This is a genomic window from Streptomyces sp. NPDC001507, from assembly GCF_042894765.1.
GTDB lineage: Bacteria > Actinomycetota > Actinomycetes > Streptomycetales > Streptomycetaceae > Streptomyces.
This window is the reverse complement of record NZ_JBIAVV010000017.1, coordinates 1-27,000: the sequence shown is the minus strand read 5'-3', so window position 1 is coordinate 27,000 and position 27,000 is coordinate 1. Positions and strand designations below refer to the sequence as shown.

Annotated in this window: 23 protein-coding genes, 1 rRNA gene, 1 pseudogene and 1 riboswitch; of the genes and pseudogenes, 10 read left to right on the top strand and 15 right to left on the bottom strand. The window is 71.1% G+C overall.

Annotated elements, in window-relative coordinates:
• The first annotated feature begins 2 nt into the window (after nucleotides 1-2).
• Nucleotides 3-503, top strand: coding sequence for a hypothetical protein (locus ACFY0K_RS42070; RefSeq protein WP_390644342.1), 501 nt, complete (start codon nucleotides 3-5; stop codon nucleotides 501-503).
• 34 nt (nucleotides 504-537) lie between these two features.
• On the opposite strand, the gene ACFY0K_RS42065 is transcribed toward ACFY0K_RS42070, so the two are convergent.
• Both ACFY0K_RS42065 and ACFY0K_RS42060 read right to left on the bottom strand, forming a co-directional pair.
• Complete coding sequence (locus tag ACFY0K_RS42065; RefSeq protein ID WP_390644341.1) at nucleotides 538-891, bottom strand: hypothetical protein; 354 nt, start codon at nucleotides 889-891, stop codon at nucleotides 538-540.
• Nucleotides 888-3,386, bottom strand: coding sequence for an ATP-binding protein (locus tag ACFY0K_RS42060; RefSeq protein ID WP_390644340.1), 2,499 nt, complete (start codon nucleotides 3,384-3,386; stop codon nucleotides 888-890). The genes ACFY0K_RS42065 and ACFY0K_RS42060 overlap by 4 nt, the downstream gene beginning before the upstream one ends.
• A 182-nt stretch (nucleotides 3,387-3,568) precedes the next feature.
• Here ACFY0K_RS42060 and ACFY0K_RS42055 point away from each other — a divergent pair, with 182 nt between their 5' ends.
• From ACFY0K_RS42055 to ACFY0K_RS42035, 5 genes and pseudogenes are all read left to right on the top strand, one after another.
• Nucleotides 3,569-5,128, top strand: a complete 1,560-nt coding sequence (locus tag ACFY0K_RS42055; RefSeq protein WP_390644442.1) for a Na+/H+ antiporter — start codon at nucleotides 3,569-3,571, stop codon at nucleotides 5,126-5,128.
• Nucleotides 5,129-5,318: 190 nt separating this feature from the next.
• Nucleotides 5,319-5,584, top strand: a pseudogene (locus ACFY0K_RS42050) (short-chain dehydrogenase); the annotation flags it as partial.
• Between the two features lie 304 nt (nucleotides 5,585-5,888).
• Complete coding sequence (locus ACFY0K_RS42045) at nucleotides 5,889-7,844, top strand: APC family permease (RefSeq protein WP_390644339.1); 1,956 nt, start codon at nucleotides 5,889-5,891, stop codon at nucleotides 7,842-7,844.
• 141 nt (nucleotides 7,845-7,985) lie between these two features.
• Nucleotides 7,986-8,507, top strand: coding sequence for a hypothetical protein (locus ACFY0K_RS42040; RefSeq protein ID WP_382733899.1), 522 nt, complete (start codon nucleotides 7,986-7,988; stop codon nucleotides 8,505-8,507).
• A gap of 50 nt (nucleotides 8,508-8,557) precedes the next feature.
• Nucleotides 8,558-8,953 (top strand): molybdopterin-binding protein, encoded by a 396-nt coding sequence (locus ACFY0K_RS42035; protein WP_390644338.1) that lies wholly within the window; start codon nucleotides 8,558-8,560, stop codon nucleotides 8,951-8,953.
• Nucleotides 8,954-8,997: 44 nt separating this feature from the next.
• Here ACFY0K_RS42035 and ACFY0K_RS42030 read toward each other — a convergent pair whose 3' ends face one another.
• Nucleotides 8,998-9,486 (bottom strand): molybdopterin-dependent oxidoreductase, encoded by a 489-nt coding sequence (locus ACFY0K_RS42030; RefSeq protein WP_390644337.1) that lies wholly within the window; start codon nucleotides 9,484-9,486, stop codon nucleotides 8,998-9,000.
• 207 nt (nucleotides 9,487-9,693) lie between these two features.
• Between ACFY0K_RS42030 and modA the strand changes: the two genes are divergently transcribed.
• The 3 genes from modA to ACFY0K_RS42015 are packed head-to-tail and all read left to right on the top strand — an operon-like array spanning nucleotide 9,694 to nucleotide 12,711.
• Nucleotides 9,694-10,521 (top strand): molybdate ABC transporter substrate-binding protein, encoded by an 828-nt coding sequence (gene modA / locus ACFY0K_RS42025; protein ID WP_390644336.1) that lies wholly within the window; start codon nucleotides 9,694-9,696, stop codon nucleotides 10,519-10,521.
• Nucleotides 10,518-11,366: a molybdate ABC transporter permease subunit gene (gene modB / locus ACFY0K_RS42020; protein ID WP_390644335.1), complete on the top strand. Its 849-nt coding sequence runs from the start codon at nucleotides 10,518-10,520 to the stop codon at nucleotides 11,364-11,366. The genes modA and modB overlap by 4 nt, the downstream gene beginning before the upstream one ends.
• A 10-nt stretch (nucleotides 11,367-11,376) precedes the next feature.
• Nucleotides 11,377-12,711 (top strand): ABC transporter ATP-binding protein, encoded by a 1,335-nt coding sequence (locus tag ACFY0K_RS42015; RefSeq protein ID WP_390644334.1) that lies wholly within the window; start codon nucleotides 11,377-11,379, stop codon nucleotides 12,709-12,711.
• Between the two features lie 48 nt (nucleotides 12,712-12,759).
• On the opposite strand, the gene gcvP is transcribed toward ACFY0K_RS42015, so the two are convergent.
• A complete protein-coding gene (gcvP, locus tag ACFY0K_RS42010) occupies nucleotides 12,760-15,645 on the bottom strand; it encodes an aminomethyl-transferring glycine dehydrogenase (protein ID WP_390644333.1) in 2,886 nt (961 codons plus the stop codon).
• A 177-nt stretch (nucleotides 15,646-15,822) separates the two neighbouring features.
• A riboswitch (glycine riboswitch) is annotated at nucleotides 15,823-15,916 on the bottom strand.
• A gap of 113 nt (nucleotides 15,917-16,029) precedes the next feature.
• On the opposite strand from gcvP, the gene ACFY0K_RS42005 reads away from it, so the two are divergent.
• Nucleotides 16,030-16,410, top strand: coding sequence for a PRC-barrel domain-containing protein (locus ACFY0K_RS42005; protein WP_390644332.1), 381 nt, complete (start codon nucleotides 16,030-16,032; stop codon nucleotides 16,408-16,410).
• A gap of 219 nt (nucleotides 16,411-16,629) precedes the next feature.
• On the opposite strand, the gene ACFY0K_RS42000 is transcribed toward ACFY0K_RS42005, so the two are convergent.
• The 11 genes from ACFY0K_RS42000 to rrf form a co-directional block, all read right to left on the bottom strand.
• Nucleotides 16,630-17,997 carry a DNA polymerase IV gene (locus ACFY0K_RS42000; RefSeq protein WP_390644331.1) on the bottom strand — a complete coding sequence of 456 codons (1,368 nt, stop codon included), beginning with the start codon at nucleotides 17,995-17,997 and terminating at the stop codon, nucleotides 16,630-16,632.
• A 74-nt stretch (nucleotides 17,998-18,071) separates the two neighbouring features.
• Nucleotides 18,072-18,716, bottom strand: coding sequence for a MerR family transcriptional regulator (locus ACFY0K_RS41995; protein ID WP_351961192.1), 645 nt, complete (start codon nucleotides 18,714-18,716; stop codon nucleotides 18,072-18,074).
• Nucleotides 18,717-19,012: 296 nt separating this feature from the next.
• Nucleotides 19,013-19,486 carry a bifunctional nuclease family protein gene (locus ACFY0K_RS41990; RefSeq protein WP_189316188.1) on the bottom strand — a complete coding sequence of 158 codons (474 nt, stop codon included), beginning with the start codon at nucleotides 19,484-19,486 and terminating at the stop codon, nucleotides 19,013-19,015.
• Between the two features lie 91 nt (nucleotides 19,487-19,577).
• A complete protein-coding gene (locus ACFY0K_RS41985) occupies nucleotides 19,578-20,315 on the bottom strand; it encodes a MerR family transcriptional regulator (protein WP_390644330.1) in 738 nt (245 codons plus the stop codon).
• Nucleotides 20,316-20,356: 41 nt separating this feature from the next.
• The gene (locus tag ACFY0K_RS41980) at nucleotides 20,357-21,187 is read right to left on the bottom strand and encodes an FHA domain-containing protein (RefSeq protein ID WP_382734859.1); all 831 of its coding nucleotides are present in this window, start codon (nucleotides 21,185-21,187) and stop codon (nucleotides 20,357-20,359) included.
• 190 nt (nucleotides 21,188-21,377) lie between these two features.
• Nucleotides 21,378-22,211 carry a DUF881 domain-containing protein gene (locus ACFY0K_RS41975; protein ID WP_390644329.1) on the bottom strand — a complete coding sequence of 278 codons (834 nt, stop codon included), beginning with the start codon at nucleotides 22,209-22,211 and terminating at the stop codon, nucleotides 21,378-21,380.
• 5 nt (nucleotides 22,212-22,216) lie between these two features.
• Entirely contained in the window at nucleotides 22,217-22,549 is a 333-nt protein-coding gene (locus tag ACFY0K_RS41970) for a small basic family protein (protein WP_046727248.1), read from the bottom strand.
• A complete protein-coding gene (locus tag ACFY0K_RS41965) occupies nucleotides 22,546-23,457 on the bottom strand; it encodes a DUF881 domain-containing protein (protein ID WP_390644328.1) in 912 nt (303 codons plus the stop codon). Before ACFY0K_RS41965 ends, ACFY0K_RS41970 begins: the two co-directional genes overlap by 4 nt.
• 106 nt (nucleotides 23,458-23,563) lie before the next feature.
• Entirely contained in the window at nucleotides 23,564-26,059 is a 2,496-nt protein-coding gene (locus ACFY0K_RS41960; RefSeq protein WP_390644327.1) for a sugar phosphate nucleotidyltransferase, read from the bottom strand.
• A gap of 125 nt (nucleotides 26,060-26,184) precedes the next feature.
• Nucleotides 26,185-26,793 carry a CDP-alcohol phosphatidyltransferase family protein gene (locus ACFY0K_RS41955; RefSeq protein ID WP_390644326.1) on the bottom strand — a complete coding sequence of 203 codons (609 nt, stop codon included), beginning with the start codon at nucleotides 26,791-26,793 and terminating at the stop codon, nucleotides 26,185-26,187.
• Nucleotides 26,794-26,905: 112 nt separating this feature from the next.
• Nucleotides 26,906-27,000, bottom strand: a 5S ribosomal RNA gene (gene rrf / locus ACFY0K_RS41950); the annotation flags it as partial.

The window sequence follows — 27,000 nt, the reverse complement described above, 5'->3', positions numbered from 1 at the left end:
CCATGCAGCCATCCGAGGACCACCGCTGGTCCAAAGGCGTCTACGCATCGGCCCGTTGCGCAGGCGCCCTCCTCACCCTGCTCCTCCTGATCGACTGGGGATCAGGAACGTTCACCTGGTGGCGCGGCACCCTCTGGTCCACCCTCGCCCTGCTCCTCTTCGGCGTCCTCTGCCCCGCCAGGGTCCGCGCCGGCGACGGCTGGCTCACCTCACGCCGGCTGCTGCGCACCCGCAGGGTCCGCACCGACCGCCTGGTCTCGGTCCGCCGCCTGGACGGCGTCTCCCCCCGCCTGGTGCTCCGCGACGCCTTCGGCGACCGGCTGGAGATCGACCCCCAGGTCCTCGTCGACAACCCCGAGCTGTGGCTGCGGGTCGACGCCGGCGCCCGCAGGGCCGCCGAGGCCGGCACCCTGCTCTGCGGCTCGGTCACCCTGACCCGCCTCGGCGAACAGGTCGAGCGCGAGAACGCGCTGGGCGTCTTCAAGGCGTCGGGCCTGGAGTAGCCGCCGTACGGCGAGGCCGGCTCCGGCGCGCGGGTCAGCCGGCGGCCACGAGGGTGTCGGCGGACCGGGCGGAGTGGACCCGGTCGGCGGTGCTGTGGATCCGGGCCAGGCAGCGGGCGTCGGTCACCGTGAGGACCTCCAGCCGGCGGGCATGCGCCGCGAGCTGGGCGACGATCACGCCGACTGCGAGCAGCAGTACGGCCGTTTCGACGTCGCCGCCGGCGCTGACGTCGAAGGTCTCGTGGGGCCGGTTCAGCAAGGAGTCGAACCAGGCCGCCGCCGGGACGAGGACGACCAGGAGGGGAGCGACGAGGCCCGCGGCGAGTGCGGCCCGGTCCCGGACCGTCCGCGCGGAGCTCGCTGCGAGCTCCGCCGGTGTGCTGTTCACGTGGCACCTCCTGCGTGCTGCGCTGCCCGGATGGGCTGGGTCCGGCCGGCCAGGGGCAGCGAGACGACCATGGTCAGCCCGCCGCCCGGGGTGTCCTCGGGGGTCAGCGTGCCGTCCATCGCCTCGGTGAGCCCGCGGGCGAGGGCGAGCCCGAGGCCGAGGCCGGTGGTGTTGTCGGTGTCGCCGAGCCGCTGGAAGGGCTCGAAGAGCCGGTCGCGGCCGCCCGCGGGCAGGCCGGGCCCCCGGTCGATGATCCGGAGTTCGGCCCGCCCGGCCAGCGCGCTCGCCGTCACCAGCACCCGCGCGCCGGGCGGGCTGTAGCGGGCCGCGTTGCCCACCAGGTTGGCGATCACACGCTCCAGCAGCGGCGGGTCGGCCAGCAGCGGGGGCATGTCCTCCGGTTCGCCGTGCACCTCGGCGGTCGGGGTGTCGGCGAGAGCGGCCGGGAGCACCTCCTCCAGGGCCGTGGCCCGCAGGTTGAGGGTGAGGACGCCGGCCTCCAGGCGGCTGAGGTCGAGGAGGTTGTCGACGAGCCGGCTCAGCCGGGCCATGGACTCCTCGGCGGTGGCGAGGAGTTCGTCGCGGTCCTCCGGGGAGAACTCCACCTCCCGGCTGCGCAGCGAGGTGACCGCCGCCCACCCGGCCGCGAGCGGGGTGCGCAGGTCGTGGCCGACGGCCCGCAGCAGCGCGGTGCGCATCCGGTCGGCGGCGCGCACCGGTTCGACCTCGGCGGCGGCCTGGGCGAGCCGGGCCCGCTCCACCGCCGACCCGACGTGCGCGGCGAACGCGGCGAGCACCCGCCGCTCCGAGGAGGAGGGCGTACGGCCGCGCAGGACCAGGTAGTTGCCCGGGCCCGCGGGCACGGTGGTGGCGTCGGCGCCGTCCGGCGGTTCGTCGACGAGTTCGGCGGAGTCCATGCCGAAGGTCTCGCGGGTGCGTTCCAGGAGCGCCGGGATGGTCTGGCCGCCGCGCACGATGCTGCCGGCCAGCGACGACATGGTCTCCGCCTCGGCGGTGGCCCGGGCCGCGCGCCTCGACAGCCGCAGCGAGCGGTCGACGACCGCGGCGACGGTGGCGGCCACGACCGCGAACACCCCCAGTGCGAGCAGGGCGTTGGGGTCGTCGAGGGTGAACTGGCCGATGGGCGGGATGAACCAGTAGTTGAGCAGCAGGGACGCGGTGACGGAGGCGATCACGGCGGAGGTCACCCCGCCTATGCAGGCCACGCCGACCACGGCGAGCAGGAAGAGCAGGGCCTCGCTGGTCAGGTTGACGGTGCCGCGCACCTGGGCGAGGGCGACGGTCAGCAGGACCGGGAGCACCAGCCCCGCGACCGGCCCGGCGATCAGGCGGCGGGTGGAGAGAGTGCGGCGGCGGGAGGGCAGCAGGGTGCCGCGTCCGGCGCGTTCGTGCGTGACCCGGTGGACGTCGATGTCGCCGGAGAGCTCGGTGACGGTCTCGCCCGTCCCCGGTCCGGTGAGGAAGCGTTCGAGGCGGCCGCGGCGGCTGGTGCCGAGGACGAGCTGGGTGGCGTTCTCGGCGCGGGCGAAGTCCACCAGGGCGGTGGCCACGTCGTCGCCGACCACCGAGTGGTAGCTGCCGCCGAGGTCCTCGACCAGCCGGCGCTGCCGGGCCAGCGAGGCGTGCGAGACGCCCGCGGCCAGGCCGTCGCTGCGGGCCACGTGCACGGCGAGCAGGTCGCCGCCCGCCGACCGGTCGGCGATCCGGGCGGCCCGTCGTACCAGCGTGTCGCCTTCGGGGCCGCCGGTCAGCGCGACCACCACCCGCTCGCGGGTCTCCCACACCCCGCCGATGGCGTGCTCGGCGCGGTAGGACTGGAGGGCCTCGTCGACCCGGTCGGCGACCCAGAGCAGGGCCAGCTGGCGCAGGGCGGTGAGGTTGCCGGGACGGAAGTAGTTGGCGAGGGCCGCGTCGACCTTCTCGGGGGCGTAGATGTTGCCGTGCGCCATGCGGCGGCGCAGGCCCTCGGGCGGGATGTCGACGAACTCGATCTGCTCCGCCTTGCGGACCACGTCGTCGGGCACCGTCTCGTGCTGCGGCACCCCGGTGATCTTCTCGACGACGTCTTTCAGTGATTCGAGGTGCTGGATGTTGACGGCGGTGATCACGTCGACGCCGGCCGCGAGCAGGTCCTCGACGTCCTGCCAGCGCTTGGGGTGGCGGCCGCCGCCGGGGATGTTGGTGTGCGCGAACTCGTCGACGACGGCGACGGCCGGGCGGCGCGCCAGCACGGCTGCGACGTCCATCTCCTCGAACTCGCCGCCCCGGTATCCGCAGCGCAGCCGTGCCACCGACGCCAGGCCGGCGGTCATGGCCTCGGTGCGCGGGCGCCCGTGGCACTCCACGTACCCCACCACCACGTCCGCGCCCCGGGACGCGCGGCGCTGGGCCTCGTCGAGCATGCGGTAGGTCTTGCCGACCCCTGGGGCGGCCCCGAGGTAGACCTTCAGTCGTCCGCGCGGTACGTCGTTCATCACCTCAAAGACAAGCGCGCCGCGGGGCCGCGGGTCCGGCCTCTTGACGCGTCTCTGGCGCCGCTGACGAGGACGTTGACACTGTCTTGACGGCCCTCGGCCGGATAGGGTGAAGGCGGTGTGCCGGGAAGTCTGGTCGGCCGGGAGTCATCGTGGCTTCCGTTGGGGCCCAGGGGGACGGCATGCGCAGCGTGGGTACGGTTCTCGCACTCGTGGTTCTGGCCACGGTGGTGGCGACCTTCGCCCGCCGGTGGCGGATTCCCGCCCCCTCCCTCCTCGTCGTCGCGGGCCTCGCCGTGGCCCTGCTGCCGGGCACCCCGACGATCCGGGTCAGCCCGGAGATCATCGGCCTCGTCGTCCTCCCGCCGCTGCTCTACGCCAGCGCGGAGGAACTCTCCTGGCGTGAGCTGCGGGCGGTGTGGAAGCCGGTGAGCGTGCTCGCGGTCGGCCTGGTGCTCGCCTCGGCCGCGGCCGTCGGCGCGGTCGCCTCCCTGGTCACCCCGCTGTCCTGGCGGATGGCTCTGGTGCTCGGCGCGATCCTCGCCAGCACCGACCCGGTGGCGGTGACCGCGCTCGGCCGCCGGCTCGCCCTGCCGCCCAAGGTGCAGATGCTGGTCCAGGCCGAGAGCCTCTTCAACGACGCGACCTCCCTGGTCCTCTACCGGGTCGCGGTGAGCGTCGCGGTGGCCTCGGCGGCGGCGAACTGGGGGGCGGCGGGCGGCGAGTTCCTGCTGCTCGCGGGCGGCGGCACGCTGATCGGCGCGCTGGTCGCCGCGGTCGTCACGGTGATCAGGCGGCGCACCGAGGACCCGGTCCTGGAGACGGTGATCTCCCTGGTCACACCGTACGCGGCGTACGTCCTCGCGGAGGCGGCGCACACCTCAGGGGTCACCTCGGTGGTGGTGGCGGGCGTGGTCCTGGGCGGCCGCGGCGACCGGCTCACCAACGCCCGGATCAGGCTCCAGCTGCACGCCGTCTACGGCACCGTGGTCTTCCTGCTGGAGAGCGTGGTCTTCAGCCTGATCGGGCTCGCGCTGCCCGCCCAGGTGCGGGCGCTGTCCGACGGCGACCGGGCCTGGCCGCTGTACGCGCTGGCGGTAGCCGGCACGCTGATCGCGGTGCGGCTGCTGTGGCTGGCGCCGCTGTCGGCGGTCGTGCAGCGCAAGGGCGGCATACAGCGGCCGAACTGGCGGGTGCCGGTGGTGCTGACCTGGGCCGGCACCCGGGGTGTGGTGCCGCTGGCGGCCGCGCTGTCGATACCGGTGACGGCGAAAGACGGGTCGGCGCTGACCGAACGGCCGCTGGTGCTGGTCCTCACGACCTCGGTCGTGGTCGTCACCCTGGTCGTGCAGGGCTTCTCCCTGGCCTCGGTGGTGCGCCGCTCCGGCATCGCCCTGGAGCCGGACCACACCGAACGCGAGGAGGCCGCCGCCCGCTGCCGGCTGGCCGACGCGGGCATCCGGCGCCTGGAGGAGCTGTCCGAACTTGAGGCCGTACCGGACGTGGTCCTCGACCGGCTCCGGCGTGGCCTGAACGCCCGTCTCGACGACGCCCGCGACCGTCTCACCGACAGCACGGCCGAGTCGGCCGACCTGGTCTACCGGCAGCTGCGCCGCGACCTGATAGCGGTGGAGGCGGCGGAGCTGCGGCGGCTGTACGACGAGCACACGATCAGCGACACGACCCGCAGGCGGCTCCAGCGGTCCCTGGACCTGGAGGAGGCGCGGCTGGCGGACGCGTAGCGCCCGGTCAGCGGAACTCGGCCGTCCGGGGCCGCAGCCCCAGCCCGTCAGCCCCACGGCCAGGGGCAACAGCCCACGGGCCCAGGGCAGTCGGCCGGTCAGCTCACCGCGGCCCGCGGTCACCGACTGGCCGAAGTAGGCGCGGTTGATGTCCGTCACCTCCTCCAGCGCGGCCATCCACGCGCCGTAGTTCGGGGCCGACCCGCGGGTCACCGCCGTCTCCGTGCACCCGGCGCCTGCGACTCCGCGCTGCTCCCCCTCCGCGCCCACGAGGGCGGCCCCGCCGCCGAGAGCGCCGCGCACGTGGTCCGCCTCCGCGACCCGGCCGTCGAGATCGTGAACGGCGCCCAGTACGACCGGGACACGCGGATCGAACCGGCCCCGGCGGCGACGGAGGGCCGAACGGTCAGGCGGCTGACCAGACTCGCCGACCTGCTGGTCGGCCGCGCCGCCTGACCTGAGCAGGCGCGGGAGGGACGTCGTACCGGACCCTCGTACGGGATAACGCTCGGTGTCCGGAACCCGGCACCCGTTCGCCGCCCCCCGTACAGCCCAACGTCCCCCCGCGGCCTCCGGGCCACCCTTTCTTGATGCCCGACCCCCGCCTGCCAGGGCATTCTTAACGCAAGCTTGACGCCCAGGACCTCCCGATCCGTGGGCCCACGCGTCACTCTCTGCATACGCTGGTGCCGCCGTCCGCGTGATGGCCGGAATCGAACTGCGCCGCACCTCACCGCGCCGGACACCAGGAGCCGACCCCATGGCCACGACCGAACACCCCCCTCCCAGTCGCCTGCGCGCCTGGATGCTGGAGGGGCTGTCCGACATGGGCAAGGGCGGCGGCCACACCGGCCCCCACGCACAGCCCGAACCACCGCACCAGGGCCAGCGCTGGTGGCGGGTGATGTGCCTGACCGGTGTCGACTACTTCTCCACCCTCGGCTACCAGCCCGGCATCGCCGCCCTGGCGGCCGGCCTGCTGTCGCCGATCGCGACCATCGTGCTCGTCATAGTCACCCTGGCCGGCGCCCTGCCGGTCTACCGCCGCGTCGCCGAGGAGAGCCCGCACGGCGAGGGCTCCATCGCCATGCTGGAGCGGCTGCTCTCCTTCTGGCAGGGCAAGCTCTTCGTGCTGACCCTGCTCGGCTTCGCCGCCACCGACTTCCTGATCACCATCACCCTGTCGGCCGCGGACGCCTCCACCCACCTGGTGGAGAACCCGCACCTGACCGACTTCCTGCAGGGCAAGCAGATGGTCATCACGCTGTTCCTGGTGGCCCTGCTCGGCGCGGTCTTCCTCAAGGGCTTCCTGGAGGCGATCGGCGTCGCCGTCGCCCTGGTCGGCATCTACCTCGCGCTCAACGTCGTCGTCGTGATCGTCGGCTTCTACCACGTCATCACCGCCGAGCACGTCATCACCGACTGGAGCAGCGCCCTCACCCAGGAACACGGCAACGTCTTCGTCATGGTCGGCGTCGCCCTGATCGTCTTCCCGAAACTCGCCCTGGGCCTGTCCGGCTTCGAGACCGGCGTCGCCGTCATGCCGCACGTCAAGGGCGAGCCGGGCGACACCGAGCAGCAGCCCACCGGCCGGATCCGGGACACCAAGAAGCTGCTCACCACGGCCGCCCTGATCATGAGCTGCTTCCTGATCGCGACCAGCTTCATCACCACGCTGCTCATCCCGGAGAACGAGTTCAAGTCGGGCGGCAGCGCCAACGGCCGTGCGCTCGCCTACCTGGCCCACGAGTACCTCGGCAACGCCTTCGGCACGGTCTACGACGTCTCCACGATCGCCATCCTGTGGTTCGCCGGCGCCTCCGCGATGGCCGGCCTGCTCAACCTGATGCCCCGCTACCTGCCCCGCTACGGCATGGCCCCGCACTGGGCCCGCGCGGTGCGCCCGATGGTCATCGTCTTCACGCTGATCGCCTTCCTGGTGACCTGGATCTTCGACGCCTCCGTCGACGCGCAGGGCGGCGCCTACGCCACCGGCGTGCTGGTGCTGATCAGCTCCGCCGCGGTCGCGGTGACCATCGCCGCCCGCAAGGCCGGACAGCGGAAGTGGACGATCGGGTTCGGGATCATCTCGGCGGTCTTCCTGTACACGACCGTCGTCAACGTCATCGAGCGCCCCGACGGTGTGAAGATCGGTGCCTGCTTCATCGTCGGCATCATCCTCGTCTCGCTGCTCTCCCGCCTCGCCCGCGCCTTCGAGCTGCGCGTGACGAGTGTGACCCTCGACGACATGGCGGAACGATTCATCCGCGATATGGCCAGCCGCAAGATGCGGTTCATCGCCAACGAGCCGGACCGGCGCGACAAGGCCGAGTACCGCGACAAGATCGAGCAGATCCGCGCGGACAACGACATGCCCGAGCAGGAGGACTTCGTCTTCGTCGAGGTCACGGTCACCGACCCCTCCGAGTTCGAGGCGGGCCTGACCGTGCGGGGCGAGGTCCTGCACAACCGCTACCGCGTGCTGACCCTGGAGTCCGCCTCCATCCCCAACGCCCTGGCCGCGCTGCTGCTGCACGTCCGGGACGAGACCGGCTGCATCCCGCACATCTACTTCGAGTGGACCGAGGGCAACCCGTTCGCCAACTTCCTGCGCTTCTTCCTCTTCGGCCAGGGCGAGGTCGCCCCGGTCACCCGGGAGGTGCTGCGCGAGGCGGAGCCGGACCGCGAACGGCGGCCGCGGGTCCACACAGGCTGAGGTCCGGTCACCAGGCACCAGGCACCGGACAGAGGGCGCGGGACACGGGGGCGTAAGAATCCCGTCAATAACCGCTCGGTCCGCATAAGAACCCTGTCAGCGGTCGCTCCCCCGCCCCCGCCGCGCCCTACCGTCGGCCCCATGGAGGACAGAAGACCCAGGGGCCGGGCGGCCGGTGACCGCACCTGGCGCGGCGGCGCACGCCTGGCCGTGTGCTCTGCCCTCGGCTTCGGCGGGCTGACGTTCGCCGTGGACTGGGACGCCGGCACCCTCACCCCGGCCCGCGCCCTGCTCTGGGTCACCCTGTCGGCCGCGATCCTCGTCATGCTGCTGCCGGCCCGCGTCACGGCGGGCCCCGGCTGGCTGGCCGTCCGCGGCCCGCTGCGCCGCCGTACCGTCCGTACCGACTCCCTCGTCTACGTCGGCCAGTACGGGGACGTCGCCGCGCATCTGGTCCTGCGCGACACCCGGGGCAACCGGCTGGAGCTCGACCCGGGCGTCCTGCACGCCAATCCCCTGCTCTGGCACGAACTGGACACCGGCGTCCGCCGCTCCCTGGAGCGGGGCACCCTGCGCCGCGGCACCGAGGTACTGGCACGGCTCGGCCACGAGATCGACGACACGAACGCACGCGCGGTCCTGGAGGCGTCCGGCCTCACCTGACCGGCGGCCCCACGTCCTCGCACCCCGCCACCCGGCCCTATGGTGAGCCCATGCCCTCCTACACGATCGGCCAGGCGGCACGGCTGCTCGGCGTCAGCCCGGACACCGCCCGCCGCTGGGCCGACGCGGGCCGGATGGCCACCCACCGCGACGAGGGCGGCAGGCGGCTCATCGACGGCACGGACCTCGCCGCGTTCTCCGTCGAACTGGCCAAGGCCGGCACCGCCGAGGAGGACACCTCCTACACCTCGGTCCGCAACGCCTTCCCCGGCATCGTCACCGCGATCAAGCTCGGCGACGTCGCCGCCCAGGTCGAGATCCAGGCCGGCCCGCACCGCCTGGTCTCCCTCCTGACCCGGGAGGCGGTCGAGGAACTCGGCCTGGAGGTCGGCATGGAGGCCACCGCCCGGGTGAAGTCGACGAACGTGCACATCGACCGCGTCTGACGGGTCACCTGCACACGCGCTGCGGGACGCGACGGGCATCCGGTTCACGGAGCTGCCGCTGACGCGCGACCGGGTGTGGCGGGCACTGGATGCCAGCCGCCGTAGCCTCCGTCCACCCGTATCTCCCTGATGCCGCTGATGTGCCGGGCCCCGCAGCGGTCCTGCGGCAGCACCAGTTGCGGTCCCGCCCGGTCCAGCGGGGTGTCGTCGATGCCGACGCCCAGCAGGACCGGGGCGTGGGCGAAGTCGGGGTCGATCTCGGCCCAGGAGAGCAGCGCGTGGTGCCCGTCGGCGCCGGAGACGGCGATGAGGAAGCGCAGCCGGTCCTTGCGCCGGCCAGGGTCGAATCCGGGTCCGGCGGCGGTGAGGACGTCGTACAGCCGCGGCCCGGTGAAGGCGTGGTGCTGGACTCCGCTGGTGGCGCACTCGAAGCTGACGCGCACCCGCTGCTGGGGCCAGCGCAGGAGATCGGGCACGGTCAGCCGGGCCGGTCGTGCGAGGTCTCCGGTGAGGACGAGTTCGGCGAGCGTCATGTACGGCCACCTCCCGGGTGACGGTACCCGCGGCACGTCACCGTACAAACGCACATGCCAGCCCCAGTCTGAAAGTACGCAGCTCATGCGATGTGACAGAAGACTTACGCCTGGCAATTGCGGCAGTATCATCGCCACGCGGACTGATAGACAGGTCGCAGCAGGGCGCGACAGATTGTCCATAGGATTCAGAGGAGTTCACTCGTGATGACCCGTTCCGTGCGCCGGACCCGGCGGACGCTCCAGCTGGCCGGTGCCTCGGTCGCGGCCCTGCTGGCCCTGAGCGCCTGCTCCTCCTCCGGCGACGACTCGTCCGCTACGACGAAGTCGGACACTTCGGCGGCGGCGACGCCCAAGCTGTCGGGCTCGATCACCGTGTTCGCCGCGGCCTCGCTGCAGGAGAGCTTCAAGACCCTGAAGGCCGACTTCGAGAAGGCCCACCCGGGCACCAGGGTCAACTTCAGCTTCGGCGGCAGCGACACCCTCGCCGCGCAGATCACGAGTGGTGCGCCGGCCGACGTCTTCGCCGCCGCGAGCGCCAAGACCATGGCGATCGTGACGGACAAGAAGGACACCGCCACCACGCCGGCCACCTTCGTCCGCAACCAGCTGGAGATCGCCACCCTGCCGGGCAACCCCGACAAGATCTCCTCGCTGAAGGACCTGACGAAGTCCTCGCTGAAGGTCGTGCTGTGCGACAAGACGGTGCCGTGCGGTGCAGCCGCGCAGAAGGCCCTGGACGCCGGCAAGCTCAAGCTCACCCCGGTCTCCTACGAGGAGGACGTGAAGTCCGCCCTCAACAAGGTGGTCCTGAAGGAGGCCGACGCGGCGGTCGTCTACCAGACCGACGTGAAGGCCGCCGGCAGCAAGGTGGAGGGCGTGGACTTCCCCGAGTCCGCCGACGCGATCAACGACTACCCGATCGCCCTCCTCAAGAACGCCCAGAACCCCACGGTGGCCAAGGCGTTCATCGCGCTGGTGCAGTCCGCCGAGGGCCAGCAGGTGCTGAACGACGCCGGGTTCCTCAAGCCGTGACGAAGGCCGACGAGTCCGGCGCCGCGGCCGGCACCCTCACGGGCGGTCCGCGGCGCCGGCGCGTTCGGACCGCCGTACCGCTACCGCTCCTCCTCCCCGGAGCGGTAGCCCTGGTCTTCCTGCTCCTGCCGCTGGTCGCCCTGCTGGTACGGGCCCCCTGGCGCGGCCTGCCGTCCCTGCTGACCAGCGCGGAGGTCTGGCAGGCCCTCCAGCTCTCCCTCGTCTGCGCCACGGCGGCGACGGCCGTCAGCCTCGTCCTGGGCGTCCCCCTGGCCTGGCTGCTGGCCCGCACGGAGTTCCCCGGCCGGGGATTCGTCCGCGCACTGGTCACCCTCCCCCTCGTCCTCCCCCCGGTGGTCGGCGGTGTGGCCCTGCTGCTCGCCCTCGGCCGCAACGGGGTGGTGGGCCAGTGGCTGGACTCCTGGTTCGGCATCACCCTGCCCTTCACCACGGCCGGCGTGGTCGTCGCCGAGTCCTTCGTGGCCATGCCCTTCCTGGTGATCAGCGTCGAGGGCACGCTCCGCGCCGCCGACCCCCGCTACGAGGAGGCGGCCACCACCCTGGGCGCCTCCCGCTTCACCGCGTTCCGCCGGGTCACGCTCCCCCTCATCGCCCCGGGCATCGCGGCCGGCTCGGTCCTGGCCTGGGCCCGCGCGCTCGGCGAGTTCGGAGCGACCATCACCTTCGCCGGCAACTTCCCCGGCCGCACCCAGACCATGCCGCTCGCCGTATACCTGGCCCTCCAGAACGACCCCGACGCGGCGATCGCGCTCAGCCTGGTACTGCTGGCGGTGTCGATCGCGGTACTGGCGGCGTTGCGGGACCGTTGGACCACGGCATCATGAGGACGACCCGGTGGACGACGCCCCGATGACCAACTCACATCCCGCATCCCCGGACGGCACCCAGCCTCCCCACGGCCTGCCGGCGTCCGCCGACGCCTCGCAGCCACCCCAGCGGCCGGCCGCAGCCGCCGACGGTACGCAACCTGACCACCGCGGACGGCCCGCAGTCGCCGATGGCGCGCAGCCCCCGCAGGGGCCACCCGCACCCGACACCGGCAGCCGCACGGGTGGTGCGGGTGAGAACCCCGACCCGGCCGAAGGCCGAGCACCCACCACGCACTCGCACTCACACCCACACCCGAAAACCGACGGCCTCCACGCCCACCTCGTCGTCGCCCGCCCCACCTTCCACCTGGACATCACCCTCACCGCCGCCCCCGGCGAGGTCGTCGCCCTCCTCGGCCCCAACGGCGCGGGCAAGACCACCGCCCTCCGCGCGCTCGCCGGCCTCACCCCCCTCACCACCGGACACCTCCACCTCGACGGCACGGAGTTGCATCGCACGCCCCCCGAATCCCGCCCGGTGGGCGTCGTCTTCCAGGACTACCTCCTCTTCCCCCACCTCACGGCCCTCGACAACGTCGCCTTCGGCCCCCGCTGCCAAGGCATGGCGAAGTCCGAGGCCCGTGCTCAGGCGGCCGCCTGGCTGGACCGCATGGGCCTCGCCGAACACGCCGGCGTCAAACCCCGCCGCCTCTCCGGCGGCCAGGCCCAGCGCGTCGCCCTTGCCCGCGCCCTGGCCACCCGCCCCCGCCTGCTGCTCCTGGACGAACCGCTCGCCGCCCTCGACGCGCGCACCCGCCTGGAGGTACGGTCCCAACTCCGCCGCCACCTGGCCGAGTTCGAGGCGGTCGCGGTCCTGGTCACCCACGATCCGCTGGACGCCATGGTGCTGGCCGACCGCCTGATCGTCATCGAGGACGGCCGGGTCGTCCAGGAGGGCACGCCCGCCGACATCGCCCGCCACCCCCGCACCGACTACATCGCCCACCTGGTCGGCCTCAACCTCTACCGGGGCCGGGCCGAGGGCCACACGGTCCAGCTCGCCGCGGGCCCCGCGATCACCACCACCGAAGTCCTCACAGGTGACGTCTTCGTCGCGTTCCCGCCGAGCGCCGTCACCCTCTTCCGGGACCGTCCCACCGGCGCCAGCGCCCGGAACCTCTGGCGCTGCGAGGTCGCCGGCCTGGAGACCCACGGCGACCAGATCCGCGCCGGCCTGACCGGCGAACTCGCCCTCGCCGCCGACCTCACCACGGTCGCGGCGGCCGAACTGGACCTGCACCCGGGCGCCACCGTCTGGGCGACGGTGAAGGCGACCCAGACGCACGCGTACCCGGCGTGAAAACGGGAGGCCCCGCCGGAGCGGGGCCTCTCGCGTCATGCCTGTGCGTCAGTCCTCGTAGGCGTCCAGCGGCGGGCACGAGCACACCAGGTTCCGGTCGCCGAAGGCCTGGTCGATCCGGCGCACCGGCGGCCAGTACTTGTCGGCGGCGGACACCCCGGCGGGGAAGACGGCCTCCTCCCTGCTGTACTCGTGCTTCCACTCGCCGCCCAGCGCGGCGGCGGTGTGCGGAGCACCACGCAGCGCGTTGTCGTCGGCGGACCACTCGCCCGCCCCGACCTTGTCGATCTCCGCACGGATGGCGATCATCGCCGCGCAGAACCGGTCCAGCTCACCGAGGTCCTCGGACTCGGTCGGCTCGATCATCAGCGTGCCGGCCACCGGGAAGGACATCGTCGGCGCGTGGAAGCCGTAGTCGATGAGCCGCTTCGCGACATCGTCGACGCTCACGCCGGTCGCCTTGGTCAGCGGCCGCAGGTCGATGATGCACTCGTGCGCGACGAGGCCGCCGGGCCCGGTGTAGAGCACGGGGAAGTGCGGCTCCAGCCGCTTGGCGACGTAGTTGGCGCTGAGCACGGCCACCTGGGTGGCCCGCTTCAGTCCCTCGCCGCCCATGAGCCGGACGTACGCCCACGAGATCGGCAGGATCCCCGCCGAGCCCCACGGCGCGGCCGAGATCGGCCCGACACCCGTCTCAGGACCGGCGGCCGGCTGCAGCGGGTGGTTCGGCAGGTACGGCGCCAGGTGCGCCCGTACGGCCACCGGACCGACACCGGGACCGCCGCCGCCGTGCGGGATGCAGAAGGTCTTGTGCAGGTTGAGGTGGGAGACGTCGCCGCCGAAGTGGCCCGGCTTGGCGACGCCGACCAGGGCGTTGAGGTTGGCGCCGTCGACGTAGACCTGTCCGCCGGCCTCGTGCACCTGCGCGCAGATGTCGGCGACGTGCTCCTCGAACACCCCGTGCGTGGACGGGTAGGTGATCATCAGCACGGCGAGCTCGTCGCGGTGCTGCTCGATCTTCGCCCGCAGGTCGGCGACGTCGATCTCGCCGTCCTCGGCGGTCTTCACGACGACGACCTTCATGCCCGCCATGACGGCACTGGCGGCGTTCGTCCCGTGCGCGGACGACGGGATCAGGCACACGGTCCGCTGCGCGTCGCCGTTGGCGCGGTGGTACGCGCGTACGGCGAGCAGGCCGGCGAACTCGCCCTGCGATCCGGCGTTGGGCTGCAAGGACACCTTGTCGTAGCCGGTGACCTCGGCGAGCCGCTCCTCCAGCTCCCGGATGAGGGTCAGGTAGCCCTGCGCCTGCTCGGCGGGCGCGAACGGGTGCAGCTGGCCGAACTCGGGCCAGGTGACCGGCTCCATCTCGGTGGTCGCGTTGAGCTTCATGGTGCAGGAGCCCAGCGGGATCATGCCGCGGTCCAGCGCGTAGTCCCGGTCCGCGAGCCTGCGCAGGTAGCGAAGCATCGCGGTCTCGGAGCGGTGCTGCTGGAAGACGGGGTGGGTCAGGTAGCCGTCGGTGCGCAGCAGCGCCTCGGGGAGCGAGTCCTCGGTGACGGCGTCCAGCGCCTCGACGTCGCCCTCGACACCGAAGGCCGTCCACACGGCACTCAGCTGGGCGCGCGTGGTGGTCTCGTCGCAGGCCATGGAGACGTGGTCGGCATCGACGAGCCGCAGGTTGACACCGGCCTCGCGGGCGGCGGCGACGATCTCCGCGGCCTTGCCGGGCACGCGCGCGGTGAGGGTGTCGAAGTAGGCGCCGTGGACGATCTCGACTCCGCCGGCCGTGAGCCCCGCGGCGAGGATCGTGGCGTAGCGGTGCGTCCGCTGCGCGATGGCCCTGAGCCCCTCGGGCCCGTGGTAGACGGCGTACATGCCGGCCATCACGGCGAGCAGCACCTGCGCGGTGCAGATATTGCTGGTCGCCTTCTCCCGCCGGATGTGCTGCTCGCGGGTCTGCAGCGCCAGCCGGTACGCCTTGTTCCCGTCGGCGTCCACGGAGACACCCACGAGGCGCCCGGGCAGGCTGCGCGCGAACTTCTCGCGGACCGCCATGTAACCGGCGTGCGGCCCGCCGAACCCCATCGGTACACCGAACCGCTGGGTGGTGCCGACGGCGATGTCGGCCCCGAGCTCGCCGGGCGAGGTCAGCAGGGTCAGCGCGAGCAGGTCGGCGGCGACGGTGACGAGCGCACCCACTTCGTGCGCCTGCTCGACGACGGCCTTGATGTCGCGTACGGCACCGGAGGCGCCGGGGTACTGGACGAGCACCCCGTTGATCTCCCGCCCGGCGAGCTCCGCCGGAATGCCGTCGGCGAGGTCGGCGACCACGACTTCCACGCCCGTGGGCTCGGCCCGGGTCTGGATCACGGCGATGGTCTGCGGCAGCGCGTCCGCGTCGACGACGAAGACGCCCTTCTTGTTCTTGCCCATGCGCAGCGAGAGGGCCATCGCCTCGGCGGCGGCCGTGCCCTCGTCGAGCAGCGAGGCACCGGAGGTCGGCAGCCCGGTGAGGTCGGCGACCACGGTCTGGAAGTTCAGCAGCGCTTCCAGCCGGCCCTGGGAGATCTCCGGCTGGTACGGCGTGTAGGCCGTGTACCAGGCGGGGTTCTCCATCACGTTGCGCAGGATGACGGGCGGCGTGAAGGTCCCGTAGTACCCCAGGCCGATCATCGAGTCGAGCACCTGGTTCCGGTCGGCCAGGGACCGCAGTTCGGCCAGCACCTCGGCCTCGGTGCGGGCACCGGGCAGGCCGAGCCGGTCGGCGTTCTTGATCACGTCCGGCACGGCGGCGGCGGTCAGCTCGTCGAGCGAGCCGTAGCCGACCTGGGCAAGCATCTTGGCCCGGGCCTCGTGGTCGGGGCCGATATGGCGCTGCTCGAAGGGAATACCCTGCTCGAGTTCGGAGAGCGGGATGCGCTGGGCGGTCATTGCGGAGGCCTCCTGGTCTGACGCGACCTTCGAGGGGTACCCCGGCACGGGTACCCCGACGGCCTCCCCCTCTGTCATCTGACCTGAGAGCTTCGCCGGTGCGCCCTCGCGGACCACCGGCTTGCACCGTCGGTGAGAGCGGACACCGTCGACATCCGCCCTGCTTTCCAGAGTGACCTCGTCCGTGCGGTACGTGAGCCTGAGAGATTCCGGGGAGGATTTGCTCCTTCGGCGCCTCCGGTTTCCCGGAGGACTCTCCCGCACGGGGTCAGCAGCCGTTGTCAGCCTACCAGCGGGGGCAACACCGGAGCCTTCGAGTGGCCGCCTCCTTCAATGTGCTCTTTTGTAGTGCTTACGGATGAGTTGCGACCAAGTGGAGGGCCCGTGCAGACCGACATCGATCCGCGCAACCTGATCGGCCGCAAGGCGTTCGACCGCAACGGCACGAAGATCGGCACGATCGACGAGGTGTACCTCGACGACGCGACGGGGGTGCCGGAGTGGGCGGCCATACGCACCGGCCTGTTCTCCAGGGACGCCTTCGTTCCCCTGGAACCCAGCGAACTGGTCGAGGGCACCCTTCAGGTCCCCTTCGACCGCGCCCTGATCAAAGACGCCCCCGACTTCGGCGTGGGCCGCCACCTCTCCCCCGAACAGGAGCTCCAGCTCTACCACCACTACGGCCTGGACACGAGCGCCCCGCCACGGGACCATCCGGACCACGACTTCGGCAAGCTGGCGGGAACGGAGGACACGGGCGCGTGAGGCCGACGCCGGGTGCGGTCGTGATGCCGCCGCGGGTCGGTGGGGGCCGGTCGCGCAGTTCCCCGCGCCCCCAACGACACACAGTTGCGGGCAGTCGTGCCGCTGGGGCGATGGGGGTCCCCCCGCTCGAGCGAGGCCGAGAGTGGGGGAGGGCGGGCGCGGCTGCGGCCGGCCGGCGCCGGTAAGCGTCCCCACCCCGGCGCCGGCCCCCACGCACGGTCACGCACGCACCCCGTCCACCGAACCCCCCGGCACCAACGGCAGCGGCTCCGCCGGCTCCAGCTCAGGGTCGTCGACCCGAAACGTCCGCACTCTCCCGGGCCCCGCCGCCCCCGGCGTCTCGAACCGCACCGTCACCCGCCCCAGCCCACTCCCCTGCACCCATCCGTGTCCGTACTGGGCGTGCCGCACATCGTGCCCCGCGGGCCACCGCCGCTCGGTGACCGCCTCCTGCTCGGTGACCGGCTCCGCGACGTCCTCCTCCGCCGAAGACCCGGCCGCTCCCTCCGCCCCGGCCGCCGCCTGCGCGAACAGGTCCTCCTGCGTGTAGTCGGCCAGCCCCGTCACCCCCACCCCCAGCAGCCGTACACCCCCCGTCGTGTCCACCGAGTCCAGCAGCCGCGCCGCCGCCTCCCGCACCACCGCCGGGTCGTCGGTCGGCCCCCTGAGCGTCTCGGACCTGGTGAGCGTCGAGAAGTCGTACCGCCGCACCTTCAGCACGATGGTCCGCCCGGACAGCCCGGCCCCCCGCAGCCGCCGTACACACCGGTCGGCCAGCCGCTGCACCTCCATCCCCACCCGCAGCCGGTCGTGGATGTCCACGTCGTAGGTGTCCTCGACGGACACCGACTTGGCCTCCCGCTCGGCCACCACGGGCCGCTCGTCGTGCGCGAGAGCCATCGCGTACAGCGCGTGTCCGTGGGCCTTGCCGAGCAGCCGTACCAGCTCGTCCTCGCCCGCCTCGGCGATCTCGTCGACCGTGGTGATCCCCGCCCGCCGCAGATGGTCTCCCGTCGCCGGCCCCACCCCCGGCAGGGTCCGCACCGTCATCGGCCCCAGCATCGCCCGCTCCGTGCCCGGCTCGATCAGCACCAGCCCGTCCGGCTTGGCCTGCTCGGAGGCGATCTTCGCGAGCATCTTGGAGGCGGCGAGCCCGACGGACCCGGAGAGCCCCGTGACGGCCCGTATGTCGGCGCGCAGCCTCTCCCCCACCAGCTGCGCGGACGCGGCGTCCCAGGCCACCGCACCGGCCTCCAGATCGACGAACGCCTCGTCCAGGCTGAGCGGCTCCACCAGCGGCGAGAGGCCACGCAGCAGCCCCATCACCTGCTCGCTGATCGACCGGTACAGCCCGAAGCGCGGTACCAGATACGCGGCGTTCGGCGCCAGCCGCCGTGCCTGGCCCATCGGCATCGCGGAGTGCACCCCGAACACCCGGGCCTCGTAGGACGCGGTGGCCACCACACCGCGCGGACCGAGGCCGCCCACGACCACGGCCTTCCCGCGCAGGCTCGGCTTGGACGCCTGCTCCACCGAGGCGAAGAAGGCATCCATGTCGAGATGCAGGATCGTGGGCGCGTTTCTCACATCTCCGATGCTGCACCACACCACTGACAATGCCCCGGCACCGTTTCCCGTGCCGGGGCATCGACTGGAAGCCTTCAGACCGCCCGGTTGCGCCGCCGGGCCAGTTCGTCGGCGGGGTTGTGGCCGACGAGCGTCTCGCCGGTGTCGACGCGTTCGCCGTGCAGCTGGGAGAGCGCGTTCTCCACGTCCCGCCACACCACGCCGACCGCGATCCCGAAGATGCCCTGACCGCCCTGGAGCAGGGCGTGCACCTCGTCGGGCGAGGTGCACTCGTAGACCGTGGCACCGTCGCTCATCAGGGTCATCCGCTCCAGGTCGCGGAAACCGCGTTCTCTCAGGTGCTGGACGGCGGTGCGGATGTTCTGGAGGGAGACCCCGGTGTCCAGGAACCGCTTGACGATCTTCAGGACGACGACGTCCCGGAAGCTGTACAGACGCTGGGTGCCCGACCCGTAGGCGGGCCGCACGCTGGGCTCGACCAGGCCGGTGCGGGCCCAGTAGTCGAGCTGCCGGTAGGTGATGCCGGCCGCCGCGCAGGCCGTGGGCCCGCGGTAGCCGATCTCCTCGGTGGCCATGGACGCCGCCCCTCCGCCGCTCGGCACTGCGGTCGGCCGCTGCGGGGCGTGACCGGCAATGCTGCTGTGAAGCGGGGACGGACCGCTCTCCCCGAAACCGCGTCCGGGGGCACCCCCAGCCATACCGTCGCCGCTGCTTCTCACGCCGACCTCCGTCCTTGACCTGCCTTCTCGACGGTAGGCAGTCACCAGGGGTGCGTCAACGATCGCCACACTCGGCACGCCGAGTGATAATCACCCTAGGAGTGGTTTCCCGTGCCCCACCGCGGGGAAAGGCTAGCCGAATGCTCTGGCGGGAGGCCGTAGGACGCTCTCAATGGCCGCTGGCAATTGCCCATGAGTTTCGGCCATGACCTGCCGCGAACCGGCCCGTCACCGGCCCTCCGGCACGAACCGGCCCGTCACCGTCCTCGCGGTGGATGACGGGCCGTTCCGGTCGGTCACTGGCTGCTGGTGCCGAAGTCCTCGGGAGAGATCTGGTCGAGGAACTCGCGGAACTTCTCCACCTCGTCCTCCTGCTCGTCCGGAATCGCGATGCCCGCGTCGTCCAGCACCGTGTCACTGCCGTAGATCGGCGTTCCGGTGCGCAGCGCCAGCGCTATGGCGTCGGACGGCCTGGCGCTCACCTCGACCCCGCTGGCGAAGACCAGCTCCGCGTAGAAGACGCCTTCACGCAGGTCCGTGATGCGTACTTCGCTGAGCTCCTGGCCGACGGCCTCCAGCACGTCCTTGAACAGGTCGTGCGTCAGCGGCCTGGCGGGCGCCATGCCCTGCTGGGCGAATGCGATCGCCGTCGCCTCCCCCGGCCCGATCCAGATGGGGAGGTAACGGTCGCCTCCCACTTCGCGCAGGAGCACGATCGGTTGGTTGGAGGGCATTTCCACCCGGACACCTACGACATCGAGCTCGTTCACACAGCAACCCTAGGCCGTGCCCGGGACGTTTGGGTAGTCGGGCCCGGAACGCGCGCCCGATCCGGCCTCCGCCCGGGCCCTGTCTCGGTGCTCACGGCAGCCGCACCCCCAGCGCCGTCTGCATCAGCGCGGCGTGCAGCTTCACGGTGAGCGCCGCCAGCTCCTTCGTACGGGCCTCCGCATGGGCCCTGGTCTGCGGATTGCGGTGGCGCTTGAGCGGTGCCACCACCTGGTCCACCAGGCCGGCCTCCCGGTCGGCGGCGGCCTTCATCGCCCGCAGATGGCGTGGCTCGATCCCGAACCGGCCCAGCTCGGCCACGAGCGAGGCCACGGTGACCGTCTCGGCGTCGTACACGCCCTCCTCCAGCGGAGTGATCAGTCCGTACGACTCCCACTCCGCGAGGCGGGTCTCGTCGATGTCCGCGGCGGCGAGCAGCTCGTCCCGGCCGATCCGCGCCACCGTGGGCGCCTCGGGAGCCATCGGCACGGCCTCGCCGTCCCGCTGCCGCCCCAGCACGGGCGGCTGTACCGCCTCGCCGCGCTCCATGGCCTCCAGGTACTCCCGGATGACCTTGAGCGGCAGATAGTGGTCCCGCTGCATCCGCAGGACGTGTCCCAGACGCTCCACGTCCCCGGTGCTGAACTTCCGGTACCCGGAGGGGGTACGGCGCGGCTCGATGAGCCCCTCCGACTCCAGAAAGCGGATCTTGGAGATGGTGACTTCGGGGAACTCGTCGCGCAGCACGTTCAGCACCGTGCCGATGCTCATCAGCCCGGACTCCGTGGCGGCGGTGCCGTGACCGGTACCGCCGCTCGGTGTGTGCAGCATGGACCTTCTTCCCTGGGGTCCTCCAGGCGAGCTCCGGAGGGTCAGATGCCCTGCCGGCTCGCGTAGAAGACCAGCCGGTACTTGCCGATCTGGACCTCGTCACCGTTCGACAGAGCGACCTGGTCGATGCGCTCCCGGTTGACGTACGTGCCGTTGAGGCTGCCGACGTCGGCCACCGTGAACGAGCCGTCCGGCTGGCGCCGGAACTCCACGTGCCGGCGCGAGACCGTCACGTCGTCCAGGAAGATGTCGCTCTGCGGGTGGCGGCCGGCCGTGGTCAGGTCGCTGTCCAGCAGGAACCGGCTGCCCGAGTTCGGGCCGCGGCGCACGACCAGCAGCGCGGAGCCGAGCGGCAGCGCGTCGACCGCCGCCTGCGCCTCGGGAGAGAGCGACGGCATCTGGCTCTGGCCGGTGACCTCGGCGTCGTAGGCCTCCAGACCGGAGATCGAGATCGTGGACGTCGTCTCCGACGCACGCTCGGGGATGGCGCCCGCACGCAACGGGGCTCCGCAGTTGGAACAGAAGCGGGCGTTCTCCGCGTTGCGGTTACCGCACCTCGTACAAACCAGGGCCGACATGGACGGATCCTCCTGCCGCGGCTGCCCCGCCGGGGCGTTGGACGCGTACGGGCCGGAGGCGAACCCTCCACCCGTACCTGAGGTTGACGGTTGCCCGAAACCTATGCCGCCGGACTGGGACGGGTCAACTGACGGCGCGCCCTGACCTCCCGAAATGTCACCCCCCGGACCAGCCACCTGGTCCCGGAACAGCGGGCGCTGGCCCTCCGCGTCGGGCTGTGCCCGATGGCGCGCGGTCGCGTTGTCGCTACCCTCTCGCGCGCTCTTGCCGAACAACTTCGCAAACAACTTCACGGGCGATTCCCCTTGACCGAAACAGACCCGCCCGTGGGGCAGGACGAACCCTGACTGAATAAACCGGCCGACCCGGACAACCACACAACGTCCGTATCCACCAGACAGTTTCCACCACGCGCCGGTTCCCCGGTGCGCCGACCCCCCGCATCCTCATGCCCTTGCCGGACGTCCCCCATGCACCGCCGGTTCACTGTGAGGACGACCGAGCGTAGTCAGGCTGCTTCGCCGGTCGCAAGGCATCCACGACGATCTTGGCGGATCGTTCGACGGTCACAGTCGCCTGCTCCTTCTCCAGGGTCTGCACCACGCCTCCGGGGATGTTGAGAGCCGGCTCGAGGTCCTGCGGCTTGCCGATCACCTTGAAAACGTAGGGCTGGGTGATCTTGTTCCCGTCGACGCTGACACTCTTCCCGGAGTCGGTGAGGTAGGTGCCGGCGATCACCCTGACCCCGTCGACCTGGATCGCCTCCGCGCCTGCCGCGCGCAGTTCCTGGATCGCATCGAGCAGCATGTCCGCCTGCACCGCCCCCTTCGGGTCGTCGACCGTCATCGTGATGCCAGGACCCTGCGCCGCCACGGTGCCCGCGAGAATACCGAGTTGCCGCTCCTTCTCGGCCGTCTGCCTGCGGGCCTCCGCCGCCTGGTCGGAGCTGCTCTGCAACTCCTGGCGCTGCTTCTCGAGTCCTGTCTTCTCGTCCTCAAGACGCTGAGTACGGTCGTCCAGTTCATCGAGGATGCGGACAAGATCTTCCTGACGGGCCCCGCGCAGCGCGCTGTCACTGTCGCTGTTCGACGCCACCTGCACGGCGAGCCCGAATCCGAGCCCGAACAACAGCACGGCGACGATCAGTTGCGCCCTGCTCACGCGCGGTGGCCACAACCCCTGGACCAGTCTCTCCCGGCCGGTCACCTTGGCCTCCGGCTCCGGCACGGCGGACTCGGCCTCCGGCGCCGCGGGGGGCACCTCGGCCGGGAGTTCTCTGCGCAGCCGGTGCTCCGGTTCCTTCTCGTGCTCGCCCATGCCGCTCACGCCCGGAAGACGTGCCGCCGGATCGCCGCGGCGTTGGAGAAGATACGGATACCGAGAACCACCACGACCCCCGTGGACAGCTGCGAGCCCACCCCCAGCTTGTCGCCGAGGAAGACGATCAGCGCGGCCACCACCACGTTGGAAAGGAACGACACCACGAAGACCTTGTCGTCGAAGATCCCGTCCAGCATGGCCCGCAGACCGCCGAAGACGGCGTCGAGCGCCGCGACGACGGCGATCGGCAGATACGGCTCGACGACCGCCGGAACCTCAGGCCGGACCAACAGTCCGGCCACGACGCCCACGACGAGGCCAAGTACGGCGATCACGATGTGCCCTTCTCAGTCTTCTCGGTGTACGGCTGTGCTGTACGTACGATCACGCTGGGCGCGGCGGGCAACCTGACGTCACTCTCCGTGGAGATGGTCGCCCGGATGTCGAAGTTCTCCTCCAGGGCATGCAGGTACACCCCGTCGGGGCTGTCCTGGAACCTGGAGCCGAGCTTCTCCCCGTCCCCCACCGCCAGCACCGTGTACGGCGGTACCAGCGGCCTGTTGTCGACAAGTATCGCGTCCCCCGCGGCCCTGATCGCGGACAGGGCCGTCAGCCGCTGCCCGTTGATCGAGACCGCCTCGGCGCCCGAGGCCCACAGCCCGTTCACGACACGCTGCAAGTCATGGTCCCGCACCCGGCCGGTGTCGGAGAACCCGGAGGTCTCCCGCGGATTGCCGGCGTCGCCGCCCGAGGAGGCCTCCTTGGCGTCGTTCACCACCAGCTTCACGCCGGGGCCGTGCACCGCCGTGGCGCCCGACAGGACGTCCACCAGGTCCGCCTGCCCGCTGCCGCCGCTCTCCTTCAGCGCTCCACGCTGACGGGCGCTGACGTCGTCCCGGAGCTTGTCGACACTGCTCTCCAGCTTGTCGGCGGCCGCCGTCTCCCGGTCGACCCTGTCGATGAGCTCCTGGCGCTCCTTGGCCACCACGGGCGCCGTCACGCGCGCCTGCGCCGCTCCCACGGTCACCACCAGGGCCGCCAGCACCAGACCGCCGGCGAGACCCAGCCTGGCCCGGAGGGTCTTCGGCATGCCGCCGCCCTCCCCCCGGGCCCGCTTCCGGGCGGCCGCCTCGGCGTACCCGTCGTCCAGGCTGTGGTCCATGACGTTGGTGATCAACGACATGGACGCGTCCGGGCGCGACGGCCGGGCGGCGCTGCTCCGAACGGGGGGTTGCTGCGGCATGCCGCACATCGTCGCACGTTGCGGCCGGTACCTCCGAACGGCCCCACCGGCGTGCCGGACCGGCCCCCGTGGGGACACCTGTCCGGCACGCACGCGTGCAGCGGTTTTACCGTCCGGCGCTGTCCACCGTCGCCGACCACTCGTCCAACAGAGCCTGCGCGGACGCGTCGTCGGGCCCTTCGGCCCACAGGTGGGTGACCGCCTCGGCCGGGTCGGGCAGCACCATCACCCATCGCCCGTCGGTCTCGACGACCCGCACCCCGTCGGTCGTGTCCACGAACCGGTCTCCGGCCGCCTCCACGACACGCCGCATGACCAGTCCCTTGACAGCCCACGGTGTGGCCAGGTCCCGCTTGAGGACATGCGCTTTCGGGATCCGGGCGTCGATCTGGCTGAGCGTGAGCTGCGTCCGCGCCACCAGACCGATCAGGCGTACGAACGCGGCCGTGCCGTCGTAGACGCTGCTGAACTCGGGGACGATGAAGCCGCCCTTGCCGTCACCTCCGAAGATGGTGCCCTCCTCGCGCCCCACGCGCGTGAGGTCGTCGGGAGAGGTGGTCGTCCACTCGACCTGGGTGCCGTGGTACGCCGCCACCTGCTCGGCGATCCTGGTCGTGGTGACCGGAAGCGCCACCCGGCCGCTGCGCCGCTCGGCGGCGACCAGGTCGAGCATCACGAGGAGCGCCCGGTCGTCCTCGATGATGCGGCCCTTCTCGTCCACCAGGGACAGCCGCTCACCCACCGGGTCGAACCGCACACCGAACGCGGCCCCGGACGAGGCCACGATCTCACCGAGCCGCACCAGCCCGGCCCGCCGCTGGTCGGCGGTCTCCGTGGGCCTCGCCTCGTTCAGGCCCGGGTTGATGGTCAGCGAGTCCACACCGAGCTTGCCGAGCAGGCTCGGCAGCACGAGGCCGGCACTGCCGTTGGAGGCGTCCACGACGACCTTGAGGCCCGACTCGGCGACCCCGGTCGTGTCGACGTTCCGCAGCAGCGACCCGGTGTACGAGTCGAAGACGCTCGCCGGGAAGTAGAGGTCGCCGATCTCACCCGGGAACGCGCGCCGGTACTCCTGCCGCGCGAAGATCCGGTCCAGCTTGCGCTGGCTGGCCTGGGAGAGGTCGGCGCCCTGCCCGTCGAAGAACATGATGTCGACGGAGTCAGGCACCCCGGGCGAGGTCCGGATCATGATCCCGCCGGCGCTGCCCCGCCCGGTCTGCTGCCGGGCCACGGGCAACGGCACGTTCTCCAGGTCGCGTACGTCGATGGCACTCGCCTGGAGCGCGGAGATCACCGCCCGCTTGAGCGCACGGGCACCACGGGAGTGGTCACGGGCCGTCGTGACGGTGGACCCCTTCTTCAGGGTGGTCGCGTACGCGCCGGCCAGCCGTACGGCCAGTTCCGGCGTGATCTCGACGTTCAGGATCCCGGAGACGCCCCGGGCGCCGAACAGGTGAGCCTGTCCGCGGGACTCCCAGATCACCGACGTGTTGACGAAGGCGCCGGCTTCGATGGTCTTGAAGGGATAGACCCGGACATTGCCCTGAACGATCGATTCTTCACCGATCAGGCACTCATCACCGATGACCGCGCCGTCCTCGATCCGCGCGGCCCGCATGATGTCGGTGTTCTTGCCGACGACACAGCCGCGCAGATTGCTGTGCTGCCCGACGTACACGTTGTCGTGGACGACGGCCCGGTGCAGGAACGCGCCGCTTTTGACGACGACGTTGGAACCGACGACGGTGTGTTCCCGGAGTTCCGCGCCGGCCTCGACCTTGGCGTAGTCACCGATGTACAACGGCCCGCGCAGATCGGCGTCCGCATGCACCTCGGCACCCTCGGCGACCCATACACCCGGGGATATCTCGAAGCCGTCGATGTCGACGTCGACCTTGCCCTCCAGGACGTCGGCCTGCGCCTTCACGTACGACTCGTGAGTACCGACATCCTCCCAGTAGCCCTCGGCGACGTAGCCGTAGATGGGCTTGCCTTCCTTCATCAGCTGCGGGAAGACATCACCGGACCAGTCCACGGGAACGTCGGCCTCGACGTAGTCGAATACCTCGGGCTCCATGACATAGATGCCCGTGTTCACCGTGTCGGAGAAGACCTGGCCCCAGGTCGGCTTCTCGAGGAAGCGCTCGACCTTGCCCTCTTCGTCGACGATGGTGATACCGAATTCCAGCGGATTGGGCACACGCGTCAGGCACACCGTGACGAGCGCGCCCTTCGCCTTGTGGAAGTTGATCAGTTCGGTGAGGTCGAAGTCGGTCAGCGCATCGCCGGAGATGACGAGGAAAGCATCGTCCTTCAACGCCTCTTCGGCGTTCTTGACGCTTCCGGCTGTACCGAGTGGCTTCTCCTCGTTGGCATAGGTGAGCTCCATACCGAGCTCCTCGCCGTCCCCGAAGTAGTTCTTGACCAGCGATGCCAGGAACTGCACAGTGACGACGGTCTCGGTGAGCCCATGCCTTTTGAGCAGCCGTAGCACATGCTCCATGATCGGCCGGTTGACGACCGGAAGGAGTGGCTTGGGCATGCTGGAGGTCATGGGGCGAAGGCGTGTGCCTTCACCACCGGCCATCACGACGGCCTTCATGTCGGAAGCGTCCTCCTCTAAGAGATGACGGTCTAGCCGACTTCACCCGTCAGATTGTCCCGCACTTTTCCGCCGCGGGCCATCGAAGCCAATCGAGGGCCAGTAGGTCCGGACAATCGCCGAGCTCAATCGGCTGTGGCGTCCGCGCGGACGAGGCGGCGGACTTGCACCACGTAGAGCACTCCTGCCCACCAATAGAGCGTTGTACCCCACCCTGCGAACGCCCATCCGAAAATAGCAGCGAGTGACGAGATCCAGCCGCTTCCGTCACTGAGCAGCAGCAACGGGAACGCGTACATCAGATTGAAGGTCGCGGCCTTCCCCAGGAAGTTCACCTGGGGTGGCGGATAGCCGTGCCGGCGGAGGATCCCCACCATCACCAGCAGAAGCAGCTCACGCAGCAGCAGCACGGCTGTGAGCCAGAGCGGCAGGATCTCGCGCCAGGTGAGGCCCACCAGCGTCGACAGCACGTAGAGCCGGTCCGCGGCGGGGTCCAGCAGCCGGCCGAGGCTGCTGATCTGGTTCCAGCGCCGGGCGAGTTTGCCGTCCAGGTAGTCGCTGACGCCACTGAAGAGCAGCACCAGCAGGGCCCAGCCGTCGCTCTTGGGCCCGCCGAACTCGGGCCTGAGGACCAACCACAGGAAGACGGGTACGCCGACCAGACGCGCCATGCTGAGGATGTTCGGGATGGTGAGGACACGGTCCGTCTGGACGCGCGTCTCCTGTACCTCCACCCGGGGGCCTCCTGTGGTGGGAAACGAGCCAACTTTGCCCCCTGACCCTACCTCAACGCAAAAAAGCTCTGGCTCTTGGGCTAGTTGCCCAAGAGCCAGAGCTCTAAAGGGAGTTCGGCGGTGTCCTACTCTCCCACAGGGTCCCCCCTGCAGTACCATCGGCGCTGTGAGGCTTAGCTTCCGGGTTCGGAATGTAACCGGGCGTTT